Raw genomic sequence first — 18267 nt, 5'->3', positions numbered from 1 at the left:
GATGCTTTCAGGGGCTGCATCTTCCTTGTAATCGTCGGTATTGGGGTCGTAGTCGTACAGCTCGGTATTCAGCTGCTCCAGTCCCGCCGAAATGTTCAGCGACTGCAACTCCACATCAAAAGCCGCACGCGTAGTATCCTCCCGCTTCGGATTGCCCAGCACCAGCTTCTGACCATCGTAATAAAACCACTCCCCACAAAGCGCCGCCATGCGCGACAAAAACTGCCACGAAGTCTCCCGATACTTCACCGCATAAGGCAAAATCCCCTCAAAAATCGGCTTACTCTCCAGCTCCACCTTCACCCCCGAGCCCTCCAGCTCCTCACTCACCAAATTGCCCAGCGTGTAATCGACATAAGCCCCCATCGACGGACCCCGGTCCAACAGCAAGGTGGGACTGCCCCCAAAAAGGCGTGCATAGCCCTGATCGCCATCGCGGCCCCCCACCTGAATATTCGTCACCACACCCGCAAACTCCGTCAGCTCACCCGTCACCAGGTGCTCCATCTTAATATCCACAGCCACCCCCAGCTGCTCAAACACCGTCTCCGGCGTAGTGCTCCAAAGGCTCGGCTTATTGGGTTTGTAGTTCACTAAAATCTCGAAGGAATGATGGCCGTGCATCGACTGGTGCAGCGTTAGCGTCTCGTAATCGCATGTGCTTCCGGCAATTTGAATGGTGACATCCACCTGGTTAAGGTTCTCAGACATAGCAGAAATTTGAGTTAAGCGTTAAGGTACAACGCAAGCGGGGTCAGCCCCGCTTGCTACGATTCCAAAAATATACAAAATATCAGAATCCACCCAACTCAAACAGCAAATATTTTTGAGCAAAACACCTTAAAAAGAAACACTTACCCTCAAAAACAACTACAACAGTAATAATTATTATGATTTACGAAACCACCAACACCAAACAAAATCAAAGCCTTAAATAACCCAGCACCCCACTCAAAACCGACCCAAAAACACAAGCCACCCCAGCCCAACGCCCCTCAAAAAAAATCGATACATCCCCCCATCAACCCCAGCATCCCCATCAACCCCATCAACCCCAACATCCTCATCCTCCATCTCCCCCCATCACCCAAAACACCTTCACCTACCCTCCGCTTAGAAAAATCAGCCCCGCTGCGCTTCAATTCGTGCAAATTCGTGAAATTCGTGGACCAATTAGTGGACCCAATCCGTGCAATCAAAAAATTCGTGCAAATTCGTGAAATTCGTGGACCTAACATCTAAAAGCCCCTCTCATCAGCTCCACTTCACTTCTTGAAATACCCAAATCCCTCGCAATCACTTCCCACCGAGCAACCCTCTTTTTCATGCAACAAATGATACCATCAGCCTCCCCTTCCTTAATGCGAAAATACGGAGCAACCTCCTTCACCAAAGCAAAATCCAGGGAATTATCGTCCTCCGATATATTGAGCTTTAATCCCACACCATACTGATTTGGATTAATGTCGTAGGCAGGTGATAATTTCCAGCCCTCAGCGGTCAATAAGAAACCATGATTGCGCAAGTGATCATCGGTATTGGAAATACAAACATTAAAGACAATCCGCTGCCATAACTTTTTAAGATCCCCGGCCGCGTCGGCCCCATTCTGAATAATAAACTCCACCAAATCCAAATAGCTGGCCCCATCGTGGTAGTCTGTCCCATCGGTATGCCCCAGTAAAGTCATTGCAGAAGCAAAATGAATGCGACCTCCATCGTTCAGCCTGTCAAAGCGCTTAGTTAAAAATGTATGCTGGTAATGCGAAAACCTCTGCATCCTTGAAGGCGCCATATCAATACCACACGCAATCGCCAGCCGATAAGCCAACATTTCCCACGCCCCCACATCCTGTTCGTCATGCTGACTCGGAAATTTTGCAATCCACATACTGCCATCCACATCCTGAACATTGGCCTTAGGCCTGGCGCCACCCAATGACGATCCGGGAGCCATCAACATATTTAACCACTTCATGTAATCCGGGCTATCCGGAGCATCCTCCTTTTCCAGTTGTAAACTCGCAAACTCCAAATCCCTTAATGCCGCAAAAGGAGGTGCCGCCATAGCAACATCATCATCCAAAAAAGCACCACCCGACTCCGTTTTAAATCGAAGTCCCCCCATCCGATTGCCGTCAAAAACGCCAAGCAGATAGTCCGACTCATTAAGCATTTTAACACGCCGTCCCCCCTCCCGCGCCTTGGCTGCCTCCCTGCGGAGCATCAAAACCCGACCCCAGCGATCCGGCGAAGAATCCAGAAACACACCAAAATTGGCTTTCTCATCCCTAAGGTATTGAGCCCCTTCAAATAATTGTAAATCAGGATCAATAATTTGGGCATAATCGGATTGAAGCCAACCCTTGTCGTACTCAAAAGAAAACAACTCCTTTCCTCTTGATGGAGTGGCATACAAAAGCCCCATTAAGCATGGGACTTGCATCCCCACCCAATGAGCGTATACCAAAATTTCTTTCCGTTCCATGACCTTCATTTCCTTTTCATTTTCGGACCCCGTTCCTTAACAAGAAGCTCAGCATCCAAAAGCTTTCTTCCCAAAACATCATCTTCCGCCAAAAGCAAAAGATCCCTCTCCAAACCCAGCACCAACAAAACCTGAAGAACAACCCCCAAAGAAACAGCCGGACTCCCCTTTTCCAGAGCAGAAAGCGTGGGACGAGAAATCCCTGCCCGTTCCGCCACCTGACTCATCGTCAACTTCCTGCGCAAACGCGCCAACTTTATATTCTCCCCCAATGTTTGCAAAAGCTTCATGCTTTTAGGCAACAACACCACACTACCCCTGGCCATAACGTAAATTATTTAATATAAAAACACTCCACAATGTATAAACTATTTTACATTATTCAAAATACACACCACAAAATAATACACCTCAAAAAAACACTCCACCAGCTCCGCCCCCCCATCACCCCCAACATCTCCATCTCCCCCCATCTCCCAAAACACCTTCACCTACCCTCCGCTCAGAAAAATCAGCCCCGCTGCGCTTCAATACGTGCCAATTCGTGAAATTCGTGGACTAATTCGTGAAATTCGTGGACCAATTCGTGAAATTCGTGTACAATCACTATCTTTAATCCCCACAAACCCAACACCATGCCAAACTACAAAATCGAAATCCAGCTCCAGCTGCCCAACGGCAAGCAACACCAGCTCCCCTTGTGGATACTGGCACCCAGTCGCCACCAAGCCCAGGAACAAGGCCTGAAAATGCAACAACAACTCCAGGCCGACCTCCAAAACAACGGCAGCGACAGTCCCCCAAAGCAGGCCCAAACAGCCCCCAAAAGCAAAGCCCGCAAAGCCACCAGCAGCGCCAAAGACCCAAGTCCGGCCCAACCCGGACTCGTCAACAAAGTAATAGGCGCCTTTAAAAACCGAAGATACTAAGCCCATGGACCTCCAACTCATACTCATCGCCGCCGGAGGCGCCCTCGCCATCCAGCTGCTCAGTCTCGCCGAACTCCCCAAAGTACCCAAAGAAGAACGCCCCAACTTCCGCGACCCTGTGTACTACCTCCCCTACCTCATCAACCCCATGTTGGGCGGTTTCCTCGCCTGGGTGTACCTCCTCAGCAACCAACCCCTCAGCGCCCTCGTTGCCCTCAACGTGGGCGCCTCAGCCCCCCTGCTGCTCCGCACCCTCGCCGGCAGTCTCCCCAAATTTTAAGCAAAAACAGCCCACAGCCAATCCCCATCCCAAAAAATTCTATCTTTGAGGCCCAAACAACAGCAGCCAACAACATGCAAGGAAAAATCATCACCATCGAAGGCCTCGACGGCGCCGGCAAATCCACCCAAATAGAACTCCTCACCCGGCACCTCACCCGGCAAGGCCACAAACACCGCTTCATCCACTTCCCCATGCTCAACCAAGGGCACTACGGCAGCCTCATCGCCCAATACCTGCGGGGAGAATTCGGCAGTCTCGAAGCCGTACACCCCCAACTCGTAGCCCTGCTGTTTGCCGAAGACCGCAACGAACACAAAGCCACCCTGCAACAATGGTTAAACGATGGCTACACCATCGTTATGGACCGCTACGTCAACTCCAACATCGCCTTTCAGTGCGCCAAAACCCCCGATCCACAGCAAAAACAACAACTCAAAGAATGGATCCTGCACTTCGAATTTGAGCACAACCAACTGCCCCAACCCAGCGCCTCCTTCTTCCTCAACGTACCCTTCGCCAGCATCCGGGCCAGCCTCAGCAACCAGCGCACCGGGGCCGACCGCGACTACCTCAACGGCAAAACCGACATCCACGAAGCCTCCCTGCAACTGCAACAAAACGTCCTCACCGAATACCTCACCCTCCTCACCGAGCAGCCCAACTTATTCGAAATACCCTGCTTCGGCCCCAACCACCAATGGCTCCCGCCACAAGTCATCCACGAAAGTATAGTGAAGAAGATAGAGGGGTAAGCCCCCCACTAAAACTTAAACGCAGGCGCCATCACAATCCCATGCAAATTCATTACATTTGAAGGAGCAAAAAACCAACAAAATGAAAACACTCACATCCATTACCATCGACATTCCATCAGACCTCCTACTTGCCATAAATGCTGATGAAATAGAGTTGAAACAAAATATTAAGATATCGTTGGCCATTCATTTGTACCAACAAGAAAAACTAACGATTGGAAAAGCCGCACAACTGGCGGGCTTATCGCGACTCGAATTCGACAAACTTTTATCGAATAATCGCATACCCATTTCCCTCTTGAACAAACAGGACATAGAGAAGGATGCAGAAAAACTTTCTTGAAAGCAAAGGACAGCAAGAGCTCTTTGGTTCAAAAGACACCTCCAGAAGAGCCTTCAACCTTGATCTTATAAGCAATGGAGAAATATGGATGGATATGATCAGCAGCCGCAACCTGTCCTTCCATACCTACGACGAAGAAACCGCCGATGCCATTCTGGAAAAAATAATCAACCATTATTTTAAGGCCTTTGAAAGCTTTGAACAAACCATGCTCAAACACAAAACAGAACAATGAATTTTGGGCTGACAGAGAAACACCTAAACAGCATCACCGATGCATTAAAGCTTCATCCAGAAATTGAGGCAGCTAAAATTTTTGGTTCACGTGCTCTACAAACCCATAGACCCGGTTCTGATATCGACATTGCACTATACGGAGAAGCCGTTACCCTGACCACCCTATTAAAGCTGGCCCCAACAACCAAGCAGTCGCCCAGGCTCCTGCTTTAAAAAGCACCCCTCAGAGCCTTATTAACCAGCCCCTTATCAAACTCTTTCGGATCAAACGGACCCCCCATCCACTCCATATAGCTTTTATACTCCTCATGCTCCGGCTGCTTCAGCACCTCCAACATATCCATATAACCCCAGGCCCCGCCACAATCTTCCGGCGGACAACTCATCCGGCCCGCAACACAAACAGGATACTGCAGCTTGTCATCAAACGGCAGAATCTTCTCCAAAACAACCGTATGCTCCCAATTATCACCGAAATCGTAATCATACTGCAACTTATCCTTTTCCTTTTTCAGAAAAGCATTCAGTTTAAGACCAGTATAGTCCTCCACCCCAAAATCATCCAAATCATCCTCCATTGGTGATCCGTACAACAACCCCTTAATATAAAACTGATGCAAGTGCGTATCGGTCCACCCCATCGACATCTGAATAATCCTATGAAAATCAGACAATAAAACATCCGACGGCACCAAAACCCGCCGCCACACCCTTGGCTTTACACCTTTCAAAGAAATCTGAATCTGAAACACCTTTTTCATAAAATTGAATTTTAGATTTCTACAAATATATAACAACTACTAACCATTGCCCTACTGTTGGCAGTAGGAAGCTTAAACGCACAAACACCCAACAACAAACAAATCCCTGAAGAGCTGCTACCCAGTCCTTCAGGGATTTTTAGTATCCCAAATACAGTCACCCCCATCATCACACCATCACAATCCCATGCAAATTCATTACATTTGAAGGAGCAAGCAGGCCCCAACAACAAAGCAGTCGCCCAGGCTCCTTCTTTAAAAATCCCCCCTCAGCAATTTGTAAGCCAGCGGTCCTTAGCCCTACCCCATCGAAGAATTGCGAATGGCAACCATTTTAGATAAATTTGGTGCAACAAAACGCAAGGCCATGTATTTAGAAAATTTCCAATATCAGAACATACTGATACACAATCGGCATCAACCCAAACCCGAATTGCTGGGGTATTCAAGCATAGAGATGCATAATATTCTATATCACCCCTTTGAACCCCACAAAACCACGTACTAAGAAAAGTAGAAACCGACAAACAAAGATGCAGCACAGCCTTCCATCGCAAAACATCTCGCTAAAAAAACAGGTCCATTGGCAAAACAAAAACATGGAAGAACTTATACCCAAAGAATTTTTGAAATACATCGTTCGCAACGGCTGCATTGGGTCAAATATCATATCGATGAAAAAACAAATAAAAAGATAGAAATATTCAGTACCGAAGAGCGCATAAACGGCAAAAAGAAAATGAAAAAGAAGATGAAAAGCAAACTCAAAGATATATTATAAACGCAGAGGACGGTGCATATCCAGATGCATCGTCCTCCGAAACTCCTTCTCCCTAAATAAGGAAAGATGAGCATCACAAAGATACACTAAACTGTATGCAAAACAATACTTTTGGTCCATTTTAACATTCGACTGTCAACCAACACCAAACAACCATACCATGAAAACACACATCTTCATCACCCTCCTAACCAGCCTCCTACTCACAAGCGCATGCGTACAATCCCCAAAAGACCAGCGCGTAGTAGCCGAAGGCGCACAGCCCATACTCCTCAGCAATGCCTTCACCTTTACCGAAGGCCCGGCAACCGACAAGCAAGGCAACGTCTATTTTACCGATCAACCCAACAACCAAATCATTAAATGGACCCAGGAAGACAACTCCTTCTCCGTGTTTACAGACAGCTCACATCGCTCCAACGGCATGTACTTCGACAGAGAAGGCAAGCTCATTAGTTGCGCTGATTTAAACAATCAGCTCATCTCCATCAACCCAAACGGCGAGCTAAGCATTTTAGCCGAAGGATACAACGGCCTACCCCTTAACGGACCCAACGATTTATGGATCGACAACAAAGGCGGCATCTACATCACCGACCCCTATTACCAACGCCCCTGGTGGAACCACCAACAAATGCCACAAGATGCCCAATGCGTTTACTATTTAAACCCCCAAGGCACACAACTCACACGCGTTGCCGACAAACTCCAGACCCCCAACGGAATAATTGGCACCCCCGACAACACCCTCCTCTACGTCTCAGATATAGCAGACGGCAAAACCTATTCGTATCAAATCCAGGCAGACGGCAGCCTCAGCAACCGAAAACTCCTGTTCGAAAAAGGTTCAGACGGCATGACCCTGGACCAGCGCGGCAACATCTACATCACCAATGCCGATGGCGTAAGCGTATTTAACAAAGAAGGACAACAAATTGATCAAATCCCCATCCCCGAAGACTGGACCGCAAACGTCACATTCGGTGGAAAAGAACGCAACAAACTGTTCATCACCGCCTCCAAATCAGTGTACCTCGTTGACATGAAAGTAAAAGGCGCCTACTAACACCGCAGCTCCTCAATTAGTGCAATTCGTGCAATTAGTGTAATTCGTGGACCAATTCGTGGACCCAATTCGCTCTAGTAAACCCCAGTCTGCTAGTCTTTCAAGATTGCCACTTCAAGCCTGGATAACCAAACAATCTGCGCCTCAGAACCTAAGCACTCTGCTACAACAGCTTGAATCTGCTGCTTTAAGGCCGGCAGATCCGACGCCATAATTTCGACCGAAGCAAATTTTGTGAGACGTGATGCGTCTGAAGTAGCCCCTGAATAAAAAAACTCATTCAAATAATGTAATGCGCTTTCGGTAACCCAAGGAGCAGCTCTGTAACCACCATGAATAAATAGATGAGTCCAATTATAAATTAATTCAATTATCTCAAAATCAAAACCTCGCGCATTAAAATAAGCCGAGTTCCTTCTAAGAAACTTAAAATAAAGCTTGGCAGCAGTTTGATGAGGCCTTCCTGAAATTGCTATAAAATCAATGCCAAGAATACGCTTAATTTTGTACTCAATACTTTGGCGAATAATAAATGGTGTTGCAGAGGATAAAGTTTGCTGCTCTTCCTGATTGCCTCCCGGTTTTCCATGGTAAAAAACATTACGGGCCAGACTATAATAGAAATTTGAAGTATGCGTATTGGTACTCCCAACTAACCAGTTGTAATTTTGCTCTTTGTCAAAAAAAACAACAAACGGCTTTAAATCACAGATAAAGTCAATAAGCACACGCTTTAAAACACTAGATATTGCTTGCTGCTGGACAATTGCTATAAGCCTAATTAAACTATCCTTCGCAGCAAAAACATTTGCCCTATAATAATCATCTATACCCCTTCCGCAGGGAGCGGTATTGAAAATAAATTGATGAATACGCTTAGGCTTAGGAGTCCTTTTGTAGATACTTTTAGAAAGACTTACCAAGTATTGACAAAAATCTTCAATAGAGCGGATTACCGCCAAGTTATCCAAATCACCATTAGATTTTAAAGCTTGATAAGCTAAATAGGCTTCGTTATTTTTTTCTGGTATGCTTTTGACCATAAGAGAAATTTTTCAGACTGCCTGATTCAGGGCCATAACGCTCGGATATTGAAACAGCTTAATCAAAGGTAGCTAAAAACCAGCGGCCGAATCCACTTCCATAGTGAAACAATTTTCCACACTTAAGAAAGATTCAAGAATTGATGTACATCCTTCGACATTTCATCCACTCTAAAGGCCCCCTAATGGAAAACCACCATATTACATATTGACATTCAGAAATATACATCCGAAACTTTGTGTGACGTTTCATCAAAGAATTGCCTCTTATGAAAAAAATTGTGTTAATCTCCTGCGTTTCGAGCAAGCTTAATCACAAAGCAAAAGCTAAGGACCTATACCTGGGCCCACTTTTCACCAGCAGCCTGGCATACGCCAGAAAATTACAACCAGACAAAATATACATTTTATCTGCCCTGCATCACGTAGTTGACCTCGAGCAAGAAATTGAGCCCTACGATGTAACTTTAAGTTATGTCTCTCCGCAAAAACGAGCTGAAAAACCTGGGCTTAAAGTTCTAAACAAACAAGAAGCAGCCCATTGGGGTCAAACAGTACTCCAGCAGCTCTCGCAAAAGACTGATTTGCAAAATGACGAATTCACAATTTTGGCTGGCAAATCCTATATAAACCCAATTAAACACAGTATAAAGCACTCAAAAGAACCACTTGAGGGACTAAAACAAGGTGAAAGAGTGAAATACCTAAAAACCCTTCTGTCATGAGCAGCATCACATTCCAACTCCACCAAATACTCAACCAACAAAGGCGTTTCAAGTACCCATTTGAAGAGCAGGAGCACTTAATTCCATCAAATGGGATTTATTGCATTTTTGAAAAAGGAGAGCGTTATGGAGATAATGACCGTATTGTCAGGGTTGGCTCTCATACAGGCAACAATAAATTACTCACCCGGCTTAAGGAGCATTTTATTAAAACAAACAAAGACCGAAGCATCTTCCGAAAAAATATAGGAAGAGCCCTACTCCATAAAGCAAACGACCCCTATTTAAGCATATGGGAAAAAGATTTCACACCCAAAGCAGTCAGAACGGAGCACCACCACCTCCTCGATCCGGTATATCAGGAAAATATTGAGCAAAAAGTCAGCTCCTACATTCAAGAAAACCTAAGCTTTGCTGTTGTGCCAATCTTAGAGCGGGAAGATCGGCTATATTGGGAAGCCAAATTGATTGCAACCCTGGCACAATCAAGCGAAACAAGCCCCTCCGCTAATTGGCTTGGGCATGATTCGCCTAAGGAGAAGATTAGGAACTCTGGCCTGTGGCAAGAACATCACCTCAACGACACTCCGATGGATCAAAAAGATTTTCTGCAATTTCTGGAAATCCTCTCCTGACCATCACCCCAGCCAGCACACCAATCAAGTAAATGTAACCCTCCACACAAACACCACGTATCCTTGGGTTAAGCAATACACCAACAACCACTTAAACCCAAAGGAGCATGAATTTTATTGCAGTTGATTTCGAAACCGCCAATTTCAAGCGACAAAGCATTTGTGCGGTAGGCCTCGCTGTTGTTGAAGACGCTAAAGTTGTAAAAACCATTCACAAGCTGATTAAACCAAGCCCCGATTATTATGAGTCCATCAACAGCTCAATTCACAGAATAACGGCAGAAGACACCAAGAACGCACCAACTTTTAAGGAGCTTTGGTCAGACCTAAGACCCTATTTTGAAAAGCAAAATATCGTAGCCCACAACGCAGCATTCGACTTCAGCGCCTTACGCTACGCGCTCGACGCTTATCAAATCGATTACCCCGAACTGGACTACTACTGCACCATGCTCCTGAGCAAAAAAGCCCTCCCCGGTTTAATCAACTACCAACTCCCTACACTTTGTAAGCATCTCGAGATAAACGACCTGAATCATCACAACGCCGAAAGCGACGCCTTGGCCTGTGCCAAGTTGATGATTGAACTTTTTAAAAAGCACAACACACAATCATTCAAAGAACTCGAAAAACAACTTAAATTCAACAAAGGCAAAATCTACCCCAACGACTATTTGCCTTTCTCCTGTTGCATCAAAAAGAAAGACCCACAAACCCTTTTCAAAGAACCAAAAACAGGCTACGAGCCCGACACCGAGCACCCCTTTTACAACAAAAGAGTGGCGTTTACCGGAGCTCTCAGCAATCTCTCACGAGAAGACGCGCAACGGATAGTCACCGACATCGGTGGCATAACCAAACCAATTAACGTAAGTCGCAAAACCAACTATTTGGTAGTAGGTTGCCTCGAATACACCAAATTTGGCGAAGGATTTAAGAGCAGCAAACTAAGACTGACCGAGGAACTTATTGCAGAAGGCCACGATCTCGAAATAATATCCGAGGTCGATTTCTTCAAAATGATTCATTTCGACACAGCCTCCTTTGAAATAACAATTTCTCAAATAGAAGCGGACAGTAAAGAATTGCTCAGAAGGAATAAATACAACGACTTCTCAAACAAAAACATATACTTCACCCCTGACCTCAAGTCCGAAAAAACAACTGTCTTTCAGGCTGCAGGCTACTGCGGAGGTTACGGACACGATTACGACACAGATGAAATAGAAGCCAGCGATTACTTCGTTATAGCAGACCAAATCGTGGAAGAGCTGAAAAACGGCATCAAAGTACAAGCCATACTCGACTTTGAACAAATTAGAAACAAAGCACGCAACAAAAGCGACCTTAAAGCAGTCAAGCTACTTTCCGAAACCACTTTTCACGAATACATTAACCGCCGCCAACAACACAACAATGGCGAAATACAAATGGCCATCCACCCCTGGGAAATCAAACAAAACAACTAAGACATGAACGAAACTACGGCAACGAACTCCAGTACCCCAAAGCTCCTAAAGATTTCAACAAATACGGGCTGATGCTTTACCGTTCTGTTAAAATCCCATCCGATTTCCCATTAAAAGACTTTCTTAACATTATCGAAAAGGACTTTCTGCTAATGATGCAAGCATGGCAATAAGATCCCCCTCAGACATAAACTGAAAAGAAAGTACCATCACCGCCTCCAAATCCGTCTACCTGGTTAACGTGAAAGTGAAGGGCGCCTACTAACACCACTAATCTTCGATTCGGGAAATTCGGGAAATTCGTGGACCAATTCGTGGACCCAATTCCCCACTCTCCCAATTCGTGAAAATTCGTGTAATTCGTGCCCCAATCCCTGTAACTTCGCCCCCCAATTCTTCGTTATTACCCCTAATTGCACTATTTTTGCAAAGCCTTGGTGAGTAACAGCTGTGACTCACGGGCCGGAGGCATACCCAGCCCCAAGCAGCGCCAAACCGTAAAACAAACACAACCAACCCCTTTCGCTTGTTGCGAGAGGTAAATATTTTAAACAAAAACAACTTCAAACACCCAATGGGGTATATCTACATCGCAGGCTGCATCCTGTTTACCGTTTACGGGCAATTGGTTTTAAAGTGGCGCATGAACCTAAAGGGACAACTGCCCGAAGCACTCAACGAAAAAGCACTATTTATGGTGAAGCTTTTTCTGGATCCGTGGCTTGTCAGCGGCTTTGCCGCCGCCTTTATAGCCAGCTTATTCTGGATGGCAGCCATGACCAAATTTGAAATATCCTTTGCCTATCCTTTCATGAGCGCTTCCTTCATCCTCGTCTTTTTACTCAGTATGTTTCTTTTTGGAGAAACCTTCACCTGGGGCAAAGTAATAGGCTTATTGCTCATTACAGCTGGCATCTTTGTAACGGTAAAACTATGAGCAACACCTGCATTTCCATCGTAGTACCTCTATACCGCTGCGACAAAGCAGTAGAGGAGTTAACGGACAGGATCTCCACTACCCTTGGAGCACAAAAACTCAGTTTCGAAATAATTTATGTAAATGATGCCAGTCCATCGGCCGACTGGGAGGCAGTTACCCAAATAGCCCAGGAAAACACGCGTGTAAAGGGACTCAGCCTTTCCAGAAACTTTGGACAACACTATGCCATAACAGCCGGGCTCAATTATGCAAGCGGCAATTGGGTGGTAGTAATGGACGGCGACCTACAAGACCAACCCGAAGACATACCCTTACTCTACAATAAAGCACAAGAAGGGTTCGACATTGTATTGGCAAGAAGAGTAGAAAGACAACACTCTTTTCTGAAAAGGATAGGGTCAAAATGGTTTTATAAAACCCTCGCCTACTTAACAGACACCGAGCAGAATGCCGAAATCGCCAACTTCGGCATCTATCGAAAAAATGTAATCGCAGCCATTTTATCCATGAAGGATAAAACACGCTACTTCCCCACTATGGTCCGTTGGGTTGGATTTAAAAGAACCGAAATTGGGGTAAACCATGCCGCCCGCAAAGAAGGAAAAAGCAGCTACAACCTTAAAGCCTTGCTAAATTTAGCACTAAACACCATTCTTTCCTTTTCCGACAAGCCACTACGACTAACCGTAAAGGCAGGCATTTTCATCTCATCTGCCGCTTTCATTTTCGCTGCCGTGACCTTTATTCGTGCTTTAACAGGACATATCGTGGTAAGTGGTTACAGCAGCATGATAATATCCATCTGGTTACTTTCGGGTGTAATAATAACACTCATCGGAATGCTAGGGCTATACATTGGAAAGATCTTCGACCAGGTTAAAGACAGACCCACCTACCTGGTGGCAGAAAAAATTAATTTTGAATGAATTCATTGCCAGCAATTGAATATCTGGATTGGGACAGTCGCTTTTTCAACCAGAAAATAGGCAAAATCACCCAAGCCCAAATCAACGTAAAAGATGCAGACTTTATAATAGCCAAGAAACAAAAAGAAGGATACAGCTTGATTTATATTAGCACAAAAAGCATAACTCATGAGGCCCATAAACTAATTGAGGAGCATCAAGGGATACTGGCCGACCACAAAGTCACCTACCAAAAGAACCTAAATGTAGCCCAGCCAAAAGAGACAGACAAAAACATCCAACCCTACAACGGACACTTATCCGATGAATTGCTCCAGCTGGCATTGTTGAGCGGACACAGCAGTAGGTTCAAGAAAGACCCTCGATTAAATCAAAAGTTCGACGAACTTTATCAAAACTGGATTCAAAAATCAATAGATCGCAGCCTAGCCGACATAACCGCTGTTTATAAGCAGAACGACGAAATACAGGGCTTCATAACCATAAAGAAGCAAAACGATTATACGCAAATAGGCCTGATTGCTGTTGCCCCAAAAGCCCAGGGGAATAACATCGGCGCTAAACTCCTAGCATTTGCAGAAAAGTGGACCCAAGTCAACGGCTATAAGCAGCTGAAAGTAGTAACGCAAGAAGACAATCTGCAAGCTTGTCGGTTTTACTCCAAGACAGGGTTTATTCCTGAAACGACAGAACTCATCTACCACTTGTAATACGAGTTAATCTACCCATGATCCCCTTCAACAAGCCCCATATCACCGGAAAAGAAGTGCACCACATTTATGGTGCAGTAGCTACCGGACACATCAGCGGCAACGGCAAATACACGAAACTTTGTCAAAACTATTTCGAAGAACGATGGGGCTTCAAAAAGACCCTCCTGACCACCAGCTGTACCGATGCACTGGAAATGTGTGCCCTCCTGGTCGACATACAACCCGGCGATGAAGTAATACTGCCCTCTTACACCTTTGTAAGTACAGCACTCGCCTTTGTGCGCCAGGGAGCAGTTCTGCGCTTTGTCGATAGTCGAAAAGACCACCCCGGGATGGACGAAGAACAGATTGAGGCACTCATCACGCCAAAAACCAAAGCCATTGTACCCGTCCATTATGCCGGCGTGGCCTGCGATATGGACAAAATCATGCAGCTTGCCGACAAATACAATCTCTTTGTAATTGAAGATGCCGCACAAGCCATAGACAGCTATTTCAAATCACCCAAAGAGCCCCCGCAAAAACCCAGAGCACTTGGATCCATTGGACACTTGGGATGTTTTTCGTTCCATGAAACCAAAAACATTCAATGCGGCGAAGGAGGCCTCTTGGCCATTAACGATCCGCGCTTTATAAAACGAGCCGAAATTCTTTGGGAAAAAGGCACCAACAGAGCCGAATTCTTCAGAGGAGAAGTCAACAAATACGGATGGGTAGATACCGGCAGCAGCTTCCTACCCGGAGAAATTACCGCCGCCTTTCTTTGGGCACAATTAGAAGAACTGGACCCGATACAGAACCAACGGAAGGCCATCTGGAATCAATACCAGGCCTCATTGCAAACCTGGGCAGCCAAAACAGGTGTAATCCTCCCCTACACACCCGATTATGCCACCCAAAATGCCCACATGTTTTACCTCGTCTGCCCCAGCCCCAAGTTCCGTTCCCAGTTAATCGAGCACCTCAAAAAAAATAACATACACGCAGTATTTCACTACCTGAGTTTACACAGCAGTCCCTATTACAAACCGAAATACACCGGCAACCAATTGCCTCAATCGGACTACTACTCCGATTGTTTGGTGCGTCTCCCCTTGTATTTTGACCTTACCGAGGCTGAAGATATTTGCGTTCGCATAACAGAATTCAGTTAAGAAAGATTTTCAATGAACCAAACCATCAAGCATATTATCAAGAACAACATAATCACAGGAACCCTGCTCAAGCTTAGGCGCGTGTTGCCACCCGCCTATCGCAAAAAATCCTTTAAAATGATTGTGCTGCTCTTTCTTAACTCCATGTTTGAGTTGGTCGGACTAGCAGCCTTTCTCCCACTATTTTCAGTCATTCTGCAACCCGGTGTTATTCAATCGCACCACACCATCAGCAAAATATACAACTTTGTAGGATTCACCTCTGAAAACCAGTTTGTACTAACGCTTGCAGGACTAATTGTCGTAGCCATAGTATTCAAAAACATAGCCAGCATCTACATCGTTCGTTCCCAGGCACGATTTTCATTATCATTATATCAATATTTCTCTAACAGATTACACCAACTGTATTACAGCAAAGGGTTTCCTTTTTTTAAGAAAACCAACTCTAATGTTATCCTAAGAAACATCAGCGCAGTCCCCAGTCAATTTGCCAACCAAATTGTGCTACCCACCTTTAACCTGCTCAACGAACTCTTAATCCTGGTTCTAATTCTCACAGGTCTTTTTCTATACGACCCCAAAGCCATACTCTTACTCACCATCACCATCCTACCGGTTTTCTTCCTGTTTTACAACTGGGTAAAGGGGCGTGCACTTAAACTCGAAAAAGAAGTCAACTCGATAGCCCCAGAATTAACCAAAAGTATTTTTCAGAGCGTACACGGCTTCCCCGATGTAGAAATCACCAACACCCAACCAGTCTTTCGCAAACGCATTTCTGATTTCATTGGCCGCCTGGTTGAATTAAACATCCGCCGAACCGTTTACAATGCTGCACCAACCAAAGTTCTGGAAACAGGCATGGTCATCACCGTTTTTGCTATAACCGCCTACGGACTTTGGTTCTTGCCCGATCGTGCCGGACTAGCCGCCCTCCTCGGAATGTACGCCCTGGCAGCCTACCGTATTCTGCCCTCAACCAACCGCATTATGTTGGCACTGATCAGCGTCAAAGGCTACCAATACACCTTCGACATTGTAAACGAAGTCAATGGATTCATCCCAGAGAACGAACAACACGAAGAAATTCAGTTTAACAGCGGCATTCATGTAAAGGACCTTTCCTTTCAGTTTCCCGATGCCAAAGAAAAGATGCTTAACAAAGTGAACCTAAGCATCAACAAAGGAGAGAGCCTGGGACTAATTGGCGTATCCGGTTCCGGCAAAACCACCCTCATGAATCTCCTACTCGGGTTTTGGGAGCCTACAGAAGGAGAAATCCTCATTGACGACAAGCCACTAAATAGAAACACACTAAAATCGTGGCGCGACAGCATCGGTTATGTGCAACAAGAGGTTTACATCATCGACAGCTCCGTAGCCGAAAACGTAGCTTTCGGATTGAAAGGTTCCGAAATTGACCACGATAAACTAGAACAAGCACTAAAGCAAGCAAGCCTCTGGGATTTTGTGCAAAAACTACCTAATACAGTACACACAAAAATTGGTGAAAGAGGCACCAAGCTATCTGGTGGCCAAAGACAAAGAGTTGGAATAGCACGTGCCCTTTATGCAGGAGCAGACGTATTGCTTTTCGATGAAGCCACCTCAGCCCTGGACACCAAAACAGAAGAAGAAATCACAGAATCAATCCGCTCATTGGCAGATGGCAACTTAACCCTTATCATCATTGCTCATCGAAAATCTACTTTGAAGTATTGCTCAAGAATTGTCAAGGTGGCAAATGGTGAATTGGTTGGAGAAGTAGAATATCAAAGCTTGGTTTAGAACAAATCAACTACCGCCAATTCAAGTACCCAAATACATCATTGTAATCCACAACATCAATCACAAATAAGATTCGATACTTATCGACTTTACCCCATATCACGACAGATGACTTTTAAATTTTTCATTACACCTGTATATCCCTATGGAAATGACCACTATTATCATGAGATAATTTGTCTTGCTGAAGGGCTAAAAGAGCTGGGATATAAAGTATTCAGCAACCACGATTATTGGTGGCAACCAGAGAAAAACGAATATCTACTAAATGGAGATTTATCCGAGGACTATGATGTCGGAATTTATGATTACCGATTTGTTAAGTCTTTTGAACATCTTTTAATGCGGCCCGGATATCCAAATTTCCCAAAAGGCAAAAAACATATACTTATTGACCGGAATGACTGGATTGCCCCTTTTTGGCTAAAAGAAAAATACAAGATTTTTCATTTTATCTTTGCCGGCAATCTATTCAAATCTCAAAAATATCCTGAAAATGTTCATCCATGGGCGATAGGCCTAACAACAAGGATAATTAATAATATTGATAAGGTTTATAAATCAGAAGAAAAGGCATATACGATTGGGTATAATTTCCGAGTTCCGCACAACATGCGTAAACATGTACTTGAAAATTTACAGAAATTAAAACAACCCTATCCCATCCAACCAGCATTTTCAAGCCCCGTAAAAATTGGGGAAGTGCAGCTAGAAACCCAAAGTGAGGATCAGCTATATTGGCAAACAACAACAAAAAGACATAACCCCGAATATTTTAAACTTCTTGAACGACATGCATTCTTCTTAAGTTTTGGAGGATATATGGAATATAAACCTATTCTTTATCAACCATATTCCATTACCGATAAGATAAAAAGGAAGCCTTGGTTTTTCTATGCGAACTATTTAAAACGATGCCGGAAAGACCTTTCAAACGCCATGTTTGTCTTCCAACATGACAACTTTAGGTTTTATGAAGTGCTATACTCCTCCTCAGTTCCTATTAATCTTGACCTAGAATCATGGGATTTTCTTTTGCCATACATGCCAAGAAATGGAGAACATTATTTAGGTATTAAAAAATTCAATTTCAACGATTTTGAAGCTGAATTAAACGCTTTGAATACCAATAAAATTCGTTCAATTGCAGAAGCTGGTCGTAACTGGGTCTTTGAACATTATTCCCCCATTGCCATGGCACATTATATGTTGAGTAAATTGTAAGCCT

General features: G+C 44.8%; 23 protein-coding genes. 17 read left to right on the top strand and 6 right to left on the bottom strand.

The genetic code is table 11. The annotated features are described in order from the left end of the window. The 4 genes from B4W65_RS14235 to B4W65_RS17680 all read right to left on the bottom strand — a co-directional run. A partial coding sequence (locus B4W65_RS14235) for a contractile injection system protein, VgrG/Pvc8 family (protein WP_205741291.1) occupies window positions 1–711 on the bottom strand: 711 nt, incomplete at its 3' end. A gap of 520 nt (window positions 712–1231) precedes the next feature. Beyond that, window positions 1232–2497, bottom strand: coding sequence for a type II toxin-antitoxin system HipA family toxin (locus B4W65_RS14225; RefSeq protein ID WP_205741290.1), 1266 nt, complete (start codon window positions 2495–2497; stop codon window positions 1232–1234). Next, a complete protein-coding gene (locus B4W65_RS14220; protein WP_088655834.1) occupies window positions 2494–2814 on the bottom strand; it encodes a helix-turn-helix domain-containing protein in 321 nt (106 codons plus the stop codon). Before B4W65_RS14220 ends, B4W65_RS14225 begins: the two co-directional genes overlap by 4 nt. A gap of 42 nt (window positions 2815–2856) precedes the next feature. Next, window positions 2857–2979, bottom strand: coding sequence for a hypothetical protein (locus tag B4W65_RS17680; RefSeq protein ID WP_262487822.1), 123 nt, complete (start codon window positions 2977–2979; stop codon window positions 2857–2859). 144 nt (window positions 2980–3123) lie between these two features. On the opposite strand from B4W65_RS17680, the gene B4W65_RS14215 reads away from it, so the two are divergent. The 6 genes from B4W65_RS14215 (at window position 3124) to B4W65_RS14190 (ending at window position 5248) form a co-directional block, all read left to right on the top strand. Beyond that, entirely contained in the window at window positions 3124–3417 is a 294-nt protein-coding gene (locus B4W65_RS14215; RefSeq protein ID WP_088655833.1) for a hypothetical protein, read from the top strand. A gap of 4 nt (window positions 3418–3421) precedes the next feature. Further along, a complete protein-coding gene (locus B4W65_RS14210; protein ID WP_088655832.1) occupies window positions 3422–3697 on the top strand; it encodes a hypothetical protein in 276 nt (91 codons plus the stop codon). Between the two features lie 74 nt (window positions 3698–3771). Next, window positions 3772–4452 (top strand): dTMP kinase, encoded by a 681-nt coding sequence (gene tmk, locus B4W65_RS14205; RefSeq protein ID WP_088655831.1) that lies wholly within the window; start codon window positions 3772–3774, stop codon window positions 4450–4452. An 82-nt stretch (window positions 4453–4534) separates the two neighbouring features. Next, window positions 4535–4798, top strand: coding sequence for a UPF0175 family protein (locus tag B4W65_RS14200; RefSeq protein ID WP_088655830.1), 264 nt, complete (start codon window positions 4535–4537; stop codon window positions 4796–4798). Beyond that, window positions 4779–5033 carry a nucleotidyltransferase substrate binding protein gene (locus B4W65_RS14195; RefSeq protein ID WP_088655829.1) on the top strand — a complete coding sequence of 85 codons (255 nt, stop codon included), beginning with the start codon at window positions 4779–4781 and terminating at the stop codon, window positions 5031–5033. Before B4W65_RS14200 ends, B4W65_RS14195 begins: the two co-directional genes overlap by 20 nt. Continuing rightward, window positions 5030–5248, top strand: a complete 219-nt coding sequence (locus B4W65_RS14190) for a nucleotidyltransferase domain-containing protein (RefSeq protein ID WP_088655828.1) — start codon at window positions 5030–5032, stop codon at window positions 5246–5248. Before B4W65_RS14195 ends, B4W65_RS14190 begins: the two co-directional genes overlap by 4 nt. On the opposite strand, the gene B4W65_RS14185 is transcribed toward B4W65_RS14190, so the two are convergent. Further along, a complete protein-coding gene (locus B4W65_RS14185; RefSeq protein WP_088655827.1) occupies window positions 5245–5796 on the bottom strand; it encodes a plasmid pRiA4b ORF-3 family protein in 552 nt (183 codons plus the stop codon). The two genes, B4W65_RS14190 and B4W65_RS14185, sit on opposite strands and share 4 nt — an antisense overlap. A gap of 583 nt (window positions 5797–6379) precedes the next feature. On the opposite strand from B4W65_RS14185, the gene B4W65_RS14175 reads away from it, so the two are divergent. Continuing rightward, window positions 6380–6577 (top strand): hypothetical protein, encoded by a 198-nt coding sequence (locus B4W65_RS14175; protein WP_088655825.1) that lies wholly within the window; start codon window positions 6380–6382, stop codon window positions 6575–6577. Window positions 6578–6737: 160 nt separating this feature from the next. Continuing rightward, window positions 6738–7643 (top strand): SMP-30/gluconolactonase/LRE family protein, encoded by a 906-nt coding sequence (locus tag B4W65_RS14170; RefSeq protein ID WP_088655824.1) that lies wholly within the window; start codon window positions 6738–6740, stop codon window positions 7641–7643. A 92-nt stretch (window positions 7644–7735) separates the two neighbouring features. Here the strand turns inward: B4W65_RS14170 and B4W65_RS14165 are convergent, their stop codons facing one another. Further along, the gene (locus B4W65_RS14165; RefSeq protein ID WP_088655823.1) at window positions 7736–8686 is read right to left on the bottom strand and encodes a hypothetical protein; all 951 of its coding nucleotides are present in this window, start codon (window positions 8684–8686) and stop codon (window positions 7736–7738) included. A 269-nt stretch (window positions 8687–8955) separates the two neighbouring features. Between B4W65_RS14165 and B4W65_RS14160 the strand changes: the two genes are divergently transcribed. The 9 genes from B4W65_RS14160 (at window position 8956) to B4W65_RS14120 (ending at window position 18263) form a co-directional block, all read left to right on the top strand. Next, window positions 8956–9411 carry a DUF6884 domain-containing protein gene (locus tag B4W65_RS14160; RefSeq protein ID WP_088655822.1) on the top strand — a complete coding sequence of 152 codons (456 nt, stop codon included), beginning with the start codon at window positions 8956–8958 and terminating at the stop codon, window positions 9409–9411. After that, window positions 9408–10046, top strand: coding sequence for a hypothetical protein (locus tag B4W65_RS14155; RefSeq protein WP_088655821.1), 639 nt, complete (start codon window positions 9408–9410; stop codon window positions 10044–10046). The genes B4W65_RS14160 and B4W65_RS14155 overlap by 4 nt, the downstream gene beginning before the upstream one ends. 107 nt (window positions 10047–10153) lie before the next feature. Beyond that, window positions 10154–11515, top strand: a complete 1362-nt coding sequence (locus B4W65_RS14150) for an exonuclease domain-containing protein (RefSeq protein WP_088655820.1) — start codon at window positions 10154–10156, stop codon at window positions 11513–11515. A 574-nt stretch (window positions 11516–12089) separates the two neighbouring features. Beyond that, entirely contained in the window at window positions 12090–12452 is a 363-nt protein-coding gene (locus tag B4W65_RS14145; RefSeq protein WP_088655819.1) for an EamA family transporter, read from the top strand. Beyond that, window positions 12449–13381 (top strand): glycosyltransferase family 2 protein, encoded by a 933-nt coding sequence (locus tag B4W65_RS14140; RefSeq protein ID WP_088655818.1) that lies wholly within the window; start codon window positions 12449–12451, stop codon window positions 13379–13381. The genes B4W65_RS14145 and B4W65_RS14140 overlap by 4 nt, the downstream gene beginning before the upstream one ends. Beyond that, complete coding sequence (locus tag B4W65_RS14135; protein ID WP_088655817.1) at window positions 13378–14091, top strand: GNAT family N-acetyltransferase; 714 nt, start codon at window positions 13378–13380, stop codon at window positions 14089–14091. Before B4W65_RS14140 ends, B4W65_RS14135 begins: the two co-directional genes overlap by 4 nt. Before the next feature lie 17 nt (window positions 14092–14108). Beyond that, entirely contained in the window at window positions 14109–15248 is a 1140-nt protein-coding gene (gene rffA, locus B4W65_RS14130) for a dTDP-4-amino-4,6-dideoxygalactose transaminase (RefSeq protein WP_088655816.1), read from the top strand. Window positions 15249–15260: 12 nt separating this feature from the next. Further along, complete coding sequence (locus B4W65_RS14125; RefSeq protein WP_088655815.1) at window positions 15261–17039, top strand: ABC transporter ATP-binding protein; 1779 nt, start codon at window positions 15261–15263, stop codon at window positions 17037–17039. 108 nt (window positions 17040–17147) lie between these two features. After that, window positions 17148–18263, top strand: a complete 1116-nt coding sequence (locus B4W65_RS14120) for a hypothetical protein (RefSeq protein WP_088655814.1) — start codon at window positions 17148–17150, stop codon at window positions 18261–18263. Window positions 18264–18267 lie beyond the last annotated feature (4 nt).

This window comes from Geofilum rhodophaeum, assembly GCF_002210225.1.
GTDB classification, from domain to species: domain Bacteria; phylum Bacteroidota; class Bacteroidia; order Bacteroidales; family Marinilabiliaceae; genus Geofilum; species Geofilum rhodophaeum.
The sequence above is the reverse complement of the archived record's forward strand: the minus strand, read 5'-3'. Positions and strand labels throughout refer to the sequence as shown.